General features: G+C 59.5%; 9 protein-coding genes and 1 pseudogene. 7 read left to right on the top strand and 3 right to left on the bottom strand.

The features are described 5' to 3' along the window. Positions 1–89: 89 nt before the first annotated feature. Positions 90–299, bottom strand: coding sequence for a hypothetical protein (locus tag ABIB95_RS41015; RefSeq protein ID WP_354116376.1), 210 nt, complete (start codon positions 297–299; stop codon positions 90–92). A 463-nt stretch (positions 300–762) separates the two neighbouring features. On the opposite strand from ABIB95_RS41015, the gene ABIB95_RS41010 reads away from it, so the two are divergent. The 7 genes and pseudogenes from ABIB95_RS41010 to ABIB95_RS40980 all read left to right on the top strand — a co-directional run bounded on the left by ABIB95_RS41010 (position 763) and on the right by ABIB95_RS40980 (position 9,093). Further along, positions 763–2,397: a flavin-containing monooxygenase gene (locus ABIB95_RS41010; protein WP_354116377.1), complete on the top strand. Its 1,635-nt coding sequence runs from the start codon at positions 763–765 to the stop codon at positions 2,395–2,397. 78 nt (positions 2,398–2,475) lie between these two features. Further along, entirely contained in the window at positions 2,476–3,669 is a 1,194-nt protein-coding gene (gene acmB, locus ABIB95_RS41005) for a methyl acetate hydrolase AcmB (protein WP_354116378.1), read from the top strand. A 189-nt stretch (positions 3,670–3,858) separates the two neighbouring features. After that, on the top strand, positions 3,859–5,832 hold the full coding sequence (locus ABIB95_RS41000) for a sigma-54-dependent Fis family transcriptional regulator (RefSeq protein ID WP_354116379.1): 1,974 nt from the start codon (positions 3,859–3,861) through the stop codon (positions 5,830–5,832). 757 nt (positions 5,833–6,589) lie between these two features. Further along, on the top strand, positions 6,590–7,048 hold the full coding sequence (locus ABIB95_RS40995) for a helix-turn-helix domain-containing protein (protein ID WP_354116382.1): 459 nt from the start codon (positions 6,590–6,592) through the stop codon (positions 7,046–7,048). Between the two features lie 2 nt (positions 7,049–7,050). After that, positions 7,051–7,407, top strand: a complete 357-nt coding sequence (locus ABIB95_RS40990; RefSeq protein WP_354116381.1) for a PIN domain-containing protein — start codon at positions 7,051–7,053, stop codon at positions 7,405–7,407. Next, the gene (locus ABIB95_RS40985) at positions 7,394–7,648 is read left to right on the top strand and encodes a VapC50 family PIN domain-containing toxin (RefSeq protein ID WP_354116380.1); all 255 of its coding nucleotides are present in this window, start codon (positions 7,394–7,396) and stop codon (positions 7,646–7,648) included. Before ABIB95_RS40990 ends, ABIB95_RS40985 begins: the two co-directional genes overlap by 14 nt. Before the next feature lie 199 nt (positions 7,649–7,847). Further along, positions 7,848–9,093, top strand: a pseudogene (locus ABIB95_RS40980) (ISNCY family transposase). A 636-nt stretch (positions 9,094–9,729) separates the two neighbouring features. On the opposite strand, the gene ABIB95_RS40975 reads toward ABIB95_RS40980, so the two are convergent. Together ABIB95_RS40975 and ABIB95_RS40970 are read right to left on the bottom strand one after the other, a co-directional pair. Beyond that, positions 9,730–11,463, bottom strand: coding sequence for an FAD-dependent monooxygenase (locus tag ABIB95_RS40975; protein ID WP_354116383.1), 1,734 nt, complete (start codon positions 11,461–11,463; stop codon positions 9,730–9,732). A gap of 76 nt (positions 11,464–11,539) precedes the next feature. Beyond that, on the bottom strand, positions 11,540–13,156 hold the full coding sequence (locus ABIB95_RS40970) for an FAD-dependent monooxygenase (protein ID WP_354116384.1): 1,617 nt from the start codon (positions 13,154–13,156) through the stop codon (positions 11,540–11,542). Positions 13,157–13,288: the final 132 nt, after the last annotated feature.

Genomic DNA, 13,288 nt, shown 5'->3' with positions numbered 1-13,288 from the left:
GTGCGATCTTTCCGCGAAAGGCGGACTTCTCTTGCTTCAGGGATCATCCATATCTTGAATCACGACTCACGTTCCAAGAAAAGTGGGTACTAGCGTCCACTACCGCCACATGGATGCGTTTCGGAGAGGACTCTGCGGCCGATAGATTTCAGGCTGTCGGGCGAGGTCGCGCCTTTGGCGACCGCTTCCAGGATTGCGGAAGCGACATGTGCCTTTGCGCCCATCTCGTAGCCGGAAACGCCCTCGCAGATCTCGTCGAGGATCGCGCGCGAAAGCGCGGTGGTTACAGTATCGAACATGGGAAACCCCATCTGAAAAACCCATCTTAGCGCAATTCTTGCGAGTTGGGATTCAGAAATGCTCAGGCGCGAAGACCCGACGTCTGCGGAGCGCAGACCATCGTTCTCTCGGACCGCGGGTTCCCGCCCCTTCCCTCCATCGATCACCGATATGCTCGGGGCTTTCGGCAGCCCGCCTGCCCAGCCTTGTGTACGCCCGCGCGGGTCGAACGGTTGAAGGATCCAAGACATGGTAGCGTCCTCGGCACCGGAATGCAGTGGCACTTCGATCGAAATTCGGTCGATCCAGGCGCGTCCCGTTTGAATTTCGAACGCATTTGACATCGCCCCCCAACCGACAACCCAATCACTGCAAGCGCTTAAGCCCAGATCCCGGTCCTGGCACGCAATCTGCGTAGCTCCCCTTGCGTCCCTCACCTCGCGACGAGGGACAGAACAAAGTTTTCACAATGGGAGGGAATGCATGAGTGAGCACAAGACCAATGGCGCGCGCCAACATGAAAGCCTGGACGCGGTCGTGATCGGCACAGGGGTTGCCGGCCTTTACCAGCTTTACAAGCTGCGCGACGAGCAAGGCCTCAAGGTCAAGGCCATCGATACCGCCACCGGCGTGGGCGGCACCTGGTACTGGAATCGCTATCCGGGAGCACGCTTCGACTCCGAGGCCTACATCTACCAGTACCTCTTCTCGGAGGAGCTCTACAAGGGCTGGAGCTGGAGCGAACGCTTCCCCGGTCAGCCCGAGATCGAGAAGTGGCTCAACTACGTCGCCGACAGACTCGACCTGCGCAAGGACATTCGCTTCAGCACGACAGTGACAAGCGCCGTCTTCAATGAGGCGACCCAGCGCTGGACGATCACGACCGACACGGGCGACACGATCGACGCCCAGTTCCTGATCACGTGTTGCGGCATGCTGTCGGCACCGCTGACGTCGGTGTTTCCCGGACAGGACACGTTCAAGGGCACCCTGGTCCACACCGGCCGTTATCCGAAGGAGAAGCTCGATCTCGCCGGCAAGCGCGTCGGCGTCGTCGGCAACGGTGCCACCGGCATCCAGGTGATCCAGACGATCGCCGGCGAGGTCGGCAGCCTGAAGGTGTTCGTGCGCACGCCACAATACATCATCCCGATGAAGAACCCGAAATACGGGCCGAAGGAGGTCGAGGCCTACAAGGCGCGGTTAGAGGAATTCCGCAAGACCCTGCCCCACTCGTTCACCGGCTTCGAATACGACTTCACCAATGGCAACTGGAAGGATCTCAGCCCGGAGCAGCGCCACGCCGTTCTGGAGAAGATCTGGGAGGAAGGCTCGCTGCGGCTGTGGCTCGCCTCATTCGTGGAGATGTTCTTCGAGGAGGACGTCAGCGAGGAGATATCGGAGTTCGTCCGCAAGAAGATGCGCGCCCGCCTCAAGGATCCCAAGCTCTGCGAGACACTGATCCCGACTGATTACGGCTTCGGCACGCATCGCGTCCCGCTCGAGACCAACTACCTGGAGGCTTTCCACCAGGCGAATGTCGAGTTGGTTAGCGTCAAGAACAACCCGATCAAGCGGATCACGCCCCAGGGCATCGAGCTCACCGACGGAACGTCGTACGGGCTGGATGTGATCATCCTGGCGACCGGCTTTGACGCCGGCTCGGGTGCGCTGACCCGCATCGACATCCGTGGCCGCGACGGCCGCTCGCTGAAGGACGAGTGGAGCCGCGACATCAGGACCACGATGGGGCTTCAGGTCCACGGCTACCCGAACCTCTTCACGACAGGCGCGCCGCTGGCGCCGTCGACGGCGCTCTGCAACATGACGACATGCCTTCAGCAGCAGGTCGAGTGGATCAGCGATTGCATCGCTTATCTCAAGAAGAGCCATCTGAGCGTCATCGAGCCGACCAAGGATACTCAGGATGCCTGGGTCGCGCATCACGATGAGATCGCAAACACGACCCTCGTAACCAAGACGAACTCCTGGTACATGGGCTCCAACGTCGAGGGCAAGCCGCGCCGTCTGCTCTCCTATATCGGCGGCGTCGGAACCTATCGCCAGAAGTGCGATGAGGTCGCCTCTTCGGCCTATCCCGGCTTTGCCAAGCAGTAACGACACACGCGGCCGCGCAACCATTTTTGGTGGGCGCGGCCCCGCATCCCGCATCATCACAACAATTCGGAGGAACACATGACCAAGGACTTCAAGTCGGCGGCTGACGCCGTCCTCAACGAAACCGTCACGACCGACCAGGGCGTCCCGGGCGTGGTGGCGATGGTCACAGATCGCACCGGTAACATCTATGAGGGAGCCGTCGGCAAGCGGCGCATCGACCATTCGGCGTCGATGACGACCGATAGTAGCTTCGCCATCTTCTCGACGACCAAGGCGATCACCGGCACGGCCGCACTGCAATTGATCGAGGAAGGCAAGCTCGACCTCGATGCTCCCGCAAGGACCTACGCTCCCGATATCGGCAAGCTGCAGGTGATCGACGGCTTCGATGCCAAGGGCCAGCCCAGGCTTCGCGCCCCGAAGCGCGAGGTGACCACGCGCATGCTGCTGCTGCATACTGGCGGCTTCGGCTACGACTTCTTCAACGAGAACTATCTGCGCCTGGCGACCGACCACGGACAGCCGAGCGTGATCACCTCGTCGAAGGCCGCCATCATGACGCCACTGCTGTTCGACCCCGGCTCGAAATGGGAGTATGGCACGAACATCGATTGGGTCGGGCAAGTCGTCGAGGGCATCACCGGCAAGCGGTTGGGCGAGGTCTTCGCCGAACGCATCTTCAAGCCACTCGGAATGACCAACACGACGTTCGAGATCAACGATGCGGTGCGGAACAAGCTTGCCGGCGTGCACGCCCGCAACGCCGACGGCTCGCTCACCCCGATGGACTTCGAATTGCCTGCGAACCCCGAGGTCCATATGGGAGGCCACGGCCTCTACAGCACGGTCGGCGACTACATGCGCTTCATCCGCATGTGGCTGAACGACGGCGCCGGCCCGCATGGCCGAGTGCTGAAGCCGGAGACCGTGATGATGGCCGAGAAGAACCAGCTCGGCGATCTCAAGGTGACGGCGCTGCCGGGCGTCATCAAATCGCTGTCGAATGACGCGGAGTTCTTCCCCGGCCTGTCAAAATCCTGGGCGTTCACCTTCATGGTCAATGACGAAAAGGCGCCGACCGGACGGCCGGCCGGCGCGCTCGGCTGGGCGGGGCTTGCGAACCTGTTCTACTGGATCGACCGTCAGAACGGCTTCGGCGGCTATTGGGCCACCCAGATCCTGCCCTTTGCCGATGTGGCCTCGTTCACCGGCTACATGCGCTTTGAAACCGCCTTCTACGACAGCCTGAGCCAGCGCAAGGCCGCCTAGGTTTTGCTGGCTTGCGGCCTTCAATCTGCCTCCGACCTCGCCGTGTTGCGGTGCGGCCGGAGGCGCGCCTGATAGCACCAAGGTCGGGATACCCAGTTGCGCGTTTCCATGGATGGCTTCACAATCAAGAGATAAAGCTCGGGGTCCCGGCAGACATTTGGGACCACTCAGCGCGTCAAAGGAGGGAACGTGTTGGGTCAGACGCCAGAGGATGCTTTCGCCAATCCAGGTATCGAACGCGACGTTCTGACCAGCTGGGAACGCTTCCTTTCCGGCAGCAGCAGCAGCACGCGTCAGCCGGTCGTGCGATCAGCCATTACCGACTCCTGGCAGCGCTGCCAGCAATCGGCTGTCGACTACCGGCGCGGCCAGGCTCCGATGCCGATCAGGAATGACAGGCTGCAGCGTCTGCTCGACAAGCGCAGCCGTCTTGTCCAGGCCGGTGCTTCGACGATGGCGCTTGCGCGCGACTACATGCTGGAAACCGGCACCGTGATGGTGCTGACCGATGCCGACGGCATTGTTTTGCGCCTGGAGGGCGACACCAAGCTGGCCCTGCGCGATGCAGTTGAAAAAACCCACCTGCTGCCCGGCAGCAACTGGAGCGAGACGACCTGCGGGACGAACGCGATCGGCACCGCATTGCAAACCGGGCAGCCCATCCAAGTGCATGCCACGGAGCATTTCTGTTCCGGCATCCACCGCTGGACTTGCTCGGCCTGCGTCATCCGCGATCCCATCGACGGCGCTGTGATCGGCGCGATCGACATCTCCGGACTGTCCTCTTCCTATGGGCGGCCGGCCCTCGCATTGGCGATTTCGGCGGCTGCGCGCATCGAGGCACAGCTGCTGCAGATGGAGCTGGACGCCCGCTACCGCCTTCTGGACAAATGCTTCTGGATGCTGCCGCCTTCGGATCGGCATCACGCCGTGCTGTTCGACAGTGCCGGACGTCCATTCAAGGCCAGTGGCGAGATGTCGCAGATCATGCGCGACCTGGGCGCGCCGGGATGCCAGTCCGGGTTTCCCCATCTCGGCAGCCGCGATGATCAACTCTTTGGCGCCTCGCGTCCGGCATGGATCAAGGAGGAATGGCTGAAGCCAGTGGTGCATCAGGGTGAACACCTCGGAACCGTAATGGTGGCGCCAAGGCCGAGCGCTTCTGGCAAACTCTTGTCACCTGCGCGAGGCGAGGTCCAGGCCTTCGCCAACACCATCTATAGCAGCCCGAAGATGCGCGGCGTGGTCGAAAAGTGCAGTCGCGTCGGCAAGTCCGCTGCTCCGGTCTTGCTGCTCGGCGAGACCGGCGTCGGGAAAGAGGTCTTCGCGCACGGAATCCATGCCGTGTCGCCGCGCCAGAACGGCCCGTTCGTTGCCGTCAATTGCGGCTGCGCCTCGCGCGAACTGCTTGCCAGCGAACTCTTCGGCTATGTCGATGGCGCGTTCACCGGCGCGCGGCGCGGCGGCATGGCCGGAAAGATCGAAGCCGCGTCGCGCGGCACCCTGTTCCTTGACGAGATCGGCGAATTGCCGCTCGACCTCCAGCCCATGTTGCTGCGAGCTCTCGAGAATGGCGAGATCAGCAGGATCGGCGAGACCGCGGTGCGCAAGGTGGACTTCCGCCTCGTCGCCGCCACCAACCGCGATCTGCAAGCGGATGTGGACGCACAGCGCTTCCGCAAGGACCTGTTCTACCGGCTGGCTGTCGTCCCCGTCGACATACCGCCCCTGCGGGAGCGCTGCGACGACATTCCGCTGCTGGTCGATCATTTCGTCGCCCAGGCAAGGGCGCGCTACGGTCTTGCCGATCGCCGTTTTGCGCCAGAGACGCTCGCGCACCTTCAGCGCCATGATTGGCCCGGCAACGTCCGCGAACTGCGCAACCTGGTCGAGAGTCTCATGCTGACCGGCAACGGCGACCCGATCGAACCTTCGGACTTGCCCGATACCATCCGGGGGACCGAACGACCATGCGAGCGCAAGCCCGGTCTGTCTCTCGCCGAGTCTTCCGAACGTGACTTGATCTCGCGCACGCTCAGGTCGTGCAACGGCAACGTGACGGCCACCGCGGCCGCACTCGGTCTCGCCAAGAGTACCGTCTATGCGAAGCTGCATCGTTATGACATTCGTTTCGATCTGGGCTCCGCAAAATTTTCTAGTTGAGATACGGGTCGTCCCTCTCCAGCGCCGAAGGAATGGCCGGATTGTTGCAGTTAATTTCTCCTAGATGATGTTCAGGAATTCCAGGCATCTCCGATCCTTACCGATTTCTTTTCCATTGCTCCCCTGCGGTCGCTGATGGAGCGCAGGAAGAGCGCTCTATTTGCTTTGTATCTGGCAGAGGTTCTGCGGTTTTCCGTGCCGAGCATGACGACCCGGCCTTCGGTCGTGCAAACGCTCCAACTCCATATACGGCCACGCTTTTTCAGCAGTGTTTCAAAGACTGGCAAATGATGCGGCATTGGGCGCTCTACCCGGACTCCAAATCGAAATCAAAATCGGAGGACGAAGGTCGAAGAGAGATCGAAATTATCATGGCTCAGCAAAGGAATAACTGGATACGCCAGTCGGATGAAGAGCGCATTGAAGGTCTCAGCCAGTTGCAACGGCACGATGAATGTTGCATAACGCTAAGCTATTGATATTGTTTGCATAATATCGATTTCGGAATTTATTCCTAGGCCAAAAGCTTAAGCCTTGCGAAGAATCGCATCTGGACTTCACCGGGCGGTTGCCCGGTTCTGTGCCAATTCCCCGGCACTTCCATGCCTGTCGGTCCCCGAGTCTCACGCTGAATTGGGCTGCTGACCTGGGGCAGGGAGCCCCGCTGATCGGAACTTTATCGAGTTTCGTTTATTTCACTTGTTGCGTTTATTTCGACTATCGCTTATATACAAGGCCTCCAAGGGGAGAAGATACAATGACGATGCCAGCGTATGCCGAAGAGCTGGGAGGTACTCGCCTGCCTTCCGCGAGCGAGAAGGCGGCAGCCAACCAGCTCCGTCAGATACTCGCGTCGCATGCGACAGGAGATGCCAAACTGCGCGTGCTCGACGATGCGCAAAAGGCAGCTGAGATCACCTTGTCACCGGCCCTGTCGAGTCTCTTGATGGAATTGCTGCGGCATATTGGACGCGGCGATGCGGTGACGCTCGTGCCTGTACATGAGATGTTGACTACCCAGCAAGCTGCCGACATCCTGAATGTCTCGCGTCCGTTTCTGGTCTCGCTGCTCGAGAAGAACGAAATTCAGCACGTGACAGTGGGACGTCATCGCAGGATTAGGGCGGAGGACCTCTTCGCCTATAAGCGCACGCGTGATGAGAAGCGGGGCAACGCGCTTGCGAATCTCGCTGAGCGGGACGCGGAGCACCTGTAAGCTTGTTTGCAAACCGCTTTACCGCATTCATCGATGCGTGCTCGCTTGCGAGCGCGCTGAAAAGGAACCTGCTTCTCTCTTTGGCGGAGGCGGAGTTTTTTCGTCTCCGCTGGTCGAGCCGCGTCCTGGATGAGACCGAAGCAGCTATCGGGGAAATTTTGCGCGGCAAAGGCTTTGACGATGCAACGGCGCGCGCGGAGCGGGCGCGCGCCAGCATGGAAGCTGCCTTCGAAGACGCCATGGTTACAGATTTTGACAACTTCTTGTCGGTTGCGGCGAGTCTGCCCGATCCCGGCGATCACCACGTTGTTGCTGCGGCTGCCAAGACGCAAGCCGCAAGCCGCAATGATCGTAACTGAAAACCTTAAGGACTTTCCAGCGACAGTTCTTTCCGACCTGAATATGGAGGCGAAAACCGCTGACGCTTTCATTGCGGATACTATCGCCCTCGACGAAGCTCGCGCCGTTGCAGCTATCCGGCGTATGCGTGAACGCTTCAAAAAACCGGAAATGACGTCAGCGGAGCTATTGCTCGTGATGGAGGCTGCGGGACTGATTGAGACGGTTGACGTGCTAAGACCACATGTCGAATCGCTCTAGCCAATGACGATTCAGTAACTAATTAGACCGGCTCTTGGCAGCACGATTTTGATGCGAACTCCACTTCGGATATTCCATAATCGATATTATGCGAATAAGAAGTGTAGCCGCAATATAGAGATGACACCCCTCCGCAAAGTTGAGATGGCACTCCTCAGTTGGAATGCAGTTGCGGAGAACGGCAATCGTGGTGGTGTCGATGAGCGAAGCCGAGTTTTCGCGGCTCAATGTGCTTCTGGACGTGCAAGCCAAACGACTGACTGTGGCCGAGGCGGCCAGCGTGCTTCAGTTGCATCGCCGACAGGTGTTTCGGCTGTTGCGAGGGCTGCGGCAATACGGTGCCGCCAGCTTGGCGTCGAAGCGCCGGGGCAAGCCCAGCAACAGCCGGGTGCCAGCCGTATGCGGACTTTGGGCCGACGCTGGCGGCCGAGAAGTTGCACGAGCACCACAACTGCCTGGTGTCGCGCGAGACACTGCGCAAGTGGATGATTGAGGATGGGCTGTGGATCGATCACAGACGCCGCCTGCCCTCGATGCATCAGCCACGCAACCGCCGGGAGCGGATCGGCGAACTGATTCAGATCGATGGCTCCAAGCACCACTGGTTCGAGAACCGCCGGCCGGCCTGCTCGCTGATTGCCTATCTTGACGACGCCACCAGCCGGATTCTGCACGCCGCGTTTGTGCCATCGGAATCGACACTCGACTATCTGCGCGAGACCCGGACATATGTGGAGCGCCATGGTCGCCCGATCGCGTTCTATTCGGACAAGCACGCGATTTTCCGCGTAAACAACCGCGAGGCCAAGGGCGGCGACGGTATGACACAATTTGGGCGGGCCCTGCACGAGCTCAACATCGACATCATCTGCGCCAACACCCCACAAGCCAAGGGTCGCGTTGAGCGTTCATTTGGCACGCTGCAAGACCGTCTGGTCAAGGAGCTGCGGCTCGCTGGGATCTCGACCCTCGAGGCTGCCAACGCGTTCCTGCCGGGGCTTCTGGCGAACTACAACACACGGTTCGGCAAGCTTCCTCAGTCCAATCAGGATGGGCATCGGCCGGCCGAGGATCTCCCGCCCTTGACCGATGTGTTTGCGTGGAAGGAAGAGCGTACGCTAAGCAACAATCTGACGGTGCAGTACGACAAGGTCCTGTTCATGCTGGAACCGAACGAGATCACTCGACCCCTCGCCCGCCAGCGCGTTACCGTCGTCGACTATCCCGATGGCCGGGTCGCAATCAGGCACCAGGGCCGCGACCTGCCCTACCGCACCTTTGACAAGCTGCAGAAGGTTAACCAGGCGGCCATCGTCGAGAACAAGCGGCTGGGCGAGGTACTAGCCTACATCGCCGAACAGCAGCAGCTGCGCGATGAAGGCCGTTCGCAGAAGACGCCGCGTCGGCGTGGCCAGGCCGACCGACACATATTCAAGGCCACATAATCGCGCCTCATCCGGGCGGTCGTCGCTGCGCTATCCCGCCCAGCTCCGCGCCGCCCGCCCTCCTCGCCGGCCATCCTGGGTGACATTTCTACTTTGCACCCGCGGTGCCATCTCTACCTTGCGCCGACAAGAAGTGTAGACCACCGTTAGAAAGGTCACACCTATCCTCATCAGAGATGTCACTTTCCCGGCCATGTCCTCAGTTCCCAGCATCCGCGTCACGCAAAGCCTCTCGCAATCGATCAGGAAATGTACAAATGGCGGCACCTCATCGGGGACTTCTTCGGCAGGCTCAAGGAGTTCAAGCGCATCGCAATGCGTCGACACAACCGATCAGAGCTTCGCCTCCGTGATCCAATCTCGCCGCAGGCGTGATAATCTCCCGATGAATCCAAACAGACCCAAGATCTTATGATCTGGTTGAGGGCGTGAATGCTTGGCAAGCGTCTAGTTGTTTGAAGCGTCCCTAGTCGCAGCACATTGCGACGTTACGCCCCGAACGCACTGAGCGGCGCCGAGAACGCTGAGGCGACGGGGTTCTGCGCTATAGCATGCATAAACGACGATTTACTGTTCTTGCCGCCGACGCCTTTTTAAGGGCGTCGACCGCTCGTTCAAGGCGACTACCGAGAAACCTCATCGATCAAGTATTGCCTTGAGAGCCTTACGCAATTCGGAGGTAGGGGCGGCTCCCTCCTTCATAGACCGCCAGCCGACATAACCGTCGGGCCGCACGAGAATGCAGCCGGTGTCTTCGATTTCGCGCCGTCTCGTCCATTCCCCCAAAGGGTCATTGTACGTTTGACGCGGACCGATCTTATAGCTTGCGATCTCGACGCCCAGTTCACCACTGGCCTCCTGTGATGCCTTGATCCAAGCGTCACCGCCGATACCGGTAATTAGGGCAAAACGACCAGACCGCGTGAGATCTAGTGTCGACAATTTCCGCCCCTCATGCTCAAGCCACACGTGTGGTAGATAAGCGCCGGGGTGCGTCGTCGGATGATAGTGCAGTTCGGGATCACGATCGTACGCAGGGAATGGCGTTCCGTCACTAACGACCGCCTTTGATTGATACCGCTGCCCCAGTTCGACTCCGATCGCATTAAATTGCCAATCCATCAGCTTAAGGCCTGCGATAAGTTCATGCCGACGCCGGGCCCCGGTCTCGGTTGGACCATAAAGCTCATCCAAGTTGGCCCAGGCCTCTTCCTTGGTCTGACCTGCCTTGAGTCCAAGCGCGGTGGCCCACGGTCCGAGCTCGGCGACGCTCTTGTTTGCACGATCGACCACTTGACGTCCGACGGGCTGACGCTCTGCATTGTATGTCTCCAGCAATCCTTCTCCGGCTCGGCCCGATAAGACGAACGCAAGCTTCCAAGCCAAATCGTACGAGTCCTGAATGCACGTGTTGCTGCCCAGACCGTTGGCCGGTGGATGACGATGGGCCGCATCTCCAGCCAAGAACACTCTCCCGATCCGATACCCAGCCGCGACGGCATGATTGATCTTCCAGGTACTGATCTTCTTGATCTTCACCGCAACCGACGGATCGCCGATAGCGGACCGGACCCTTTTTAGGACCTCATCTTCAGAAATGTCCGATGAGTCGAGTGAAAATCGGAGAAACAAGGGATTCCATTCCGTCCAAGGCTTCACGCAGGTCCATGCGCTTAACCACACATCGCTTCCCGGCTCACATACGAAAAAGAGCGCACCGGACCGATGTTTCGTATAGCGGGACAAATCAGCATCGAGCCACACGGTGAAAGCCTCACCGAGCCCCATCGCACCTTCGATTTCAAAGCCAATCTGCTCGGCCACAATGCTGCGCGCGCCGTCGCATCCGATGGCATACTTGGCGTGGATCTCGTATTCGCGACCCGTCGCCCGCTCCAGGATACGCGCGATAACGATGTTTGCGTCTTGTCGAATTTCAGTCAGTTCCGCACCGAACCGCATGTCCGCGCCATGTCGTTCCGCCGCCTGTCGGATCATCGGCTCCAACAGATGCTGTGGCATGTTGCACATGCTGCTCGGACTGGCCGCTACGTACTCAGCCTTTCGGTCGATTCCTGCGCCCCACGTCATCATCCTGCAGAGTTCTTCCCCAGCGAACGCGGTTGCAAAAACCTGCGTCCCCATCAAATCCTGCGGCATAGCCTCGGCCATCATCTCGTCTTCGATGCCGAGATCACGAAGCACCTCGACCGTACGTTGGTTCGTGATGTGAGCGCGCGGAGAATTGGCGGTGCCATTATATCTCGTGACCGTAATTGCGGCGATATTGTAGCGCGCGAGAAAAGCCGCCGCGGTCAAGCCGGCGGGCCCAGCTCCAACGACTAGCACGTCAGTTTGAAATACCTGCATCGATCGTCTTCTCCCATCATTCTATTGGTGCAAGGCCAATGGCTTTGCTCGCCGCTCGCATGCCGCGTGCTGCCGCTCAAGAAATGGCGCCGCGGATACGGTCGATTAGTGCGCGAGCATCGGCCGGGGCCCGGTCGCCTGACCAAGCGACGTGCCCATCGGGCCGAACAAGGACGAGTAGGTGTTTGTACTGCGGATCCAGCTTCGCCGACCGCACAGTGCGGATTGGCAGCTTACAAGACGCAGCTTCTCTTTCGATTGGCTCACTGTCCGCCCCTGCAAACGCAATCAGCGCAAAATCGAACCCAAACGCGTCATAAACCGATGTTTGTTCATCGAGCAAGAAATGAGGTGCCCGTGCGCCAGCCGCGTCGCTTGGCGTATATCGATCCCAAGAATCGACCGCCGGTGACTCAGTTGGCGGAACGACCACTGGCGAGAAATAGCGCTCGCCTAGTTGTATTCCCAGCGTCGCGTATTCGTCCCTGTCGTCCTCCGCAATGAAGGCGCCAAAGGACGCGCGCGACTTTTCGGCCGTCGGGGAGTCTTCATTGATGTCGGCAGGGATGTGCCACTTGTCCTTACGCGCAGCGCAGTGGATTCCAATCTGAGAATTACGCGTGCCGATCGGCCGACGTTCGGGATCATACGACTCGGTGAGGTGGCGCCCGCCCCAGCCCTGATGCATCGCGGCAAGTTTCCAGCCGAGATTAATAGCATCGCCGATTCCGGTGTTCATGCCGAAGCCACCGAGAGGGGTATATAGGTGGGCGGCGTCGCCGGCGATAAAGGCGCGTCCGTCAGAGTACTTGTCAGCGACGAGTGCTAGTCCTCCCCGCCACGGACCCGAGGAGAGGACTTCGTAATCTGCGGTTGGGCCCAACATCCGTGCCATCACATCTTCGGTCTTTAGGTTCTGCCAATCAACACCTGGCGGAACCTGATAATGAACGATGAATTTCTCACGGCCATCCTGCGACATGATGAAGCCGCGTGCGTCATGATTGACGATCCATGTCAAGACGGCCGGCGTGGCGCGGGATTTTCCGTAAAGCGTGGGGGATCGTATGAAATAAGCCATCATCGTGCCGGAAACAAAATTGCGGACGATCGAACCATTTTCGCCGACGAGCTTCGAACCGATGGTCTGACGGACCAGACTACTTGCGCCGTCGCATCCAATGACGTAGGCGGCGCGGACAACGTATCTTGCGCCACTCTTCAATTCTTCGACCAAGACGGTCGCGCCGTCTTCGTCCATCGTGATTTCCAATGCCTTGTGGCCGAACCGTATATCGATGCCGTCCTGTGTCTCAGCATGGGCTTTTAGTATTGGCTCCAAGAACAGCTGCGAAATGTTGTGCGGATATTCGGGGCCCGGCCAAACGCTCTCTTTTAGGAACGTCAGCTCGATGCGGCCGAGTTCATATTCCGTAAAGCGATTGCGAAACGATACGGCACGCGGAAAGTCGGCACCCAGTCCGGATCGTCGAACCTCTGAAGCAATGCCCAACCGACGAAAGTGCTCCATGGTGCGCGTATTGGAGTAATTGCATTTGGGATGCTGCGCCGTCACCGTCCCCTGGTTGACCAGAATCGTGGGGACATTCCGCCGGCCGAGATCGAGAGCGAGTGACAGACCGACCGGTCCGCCACCGATGATCAAAGCGAACGTTTCTTCCCGACTTATCAATATTGCCTCCGCTATCTTGCTCTCTGTACATCCGTGAAATTCTGAATCATGAGCATCAAACCAGCCGACACTCGGATTAGGTCATGCCTTGCCTGCACGCTGCACGGGGACGCGAAGGTGTCGTCGAATTCC

This window comes from Bradyrhizobium sp. LA2.1 (assembly GCF_040547725.1).
Taxonomy (GTDB): domain Bacteria; phylum Pseudomonadota; class Alphaproteobacteria; order Rhizobiales; family Xanthobacteraceae; genus Bradyrhizobium; species Bradyrhizobium barranii.
This window is presented reverse-complemented; position numbering and strand designations above follow the sequence as displayed.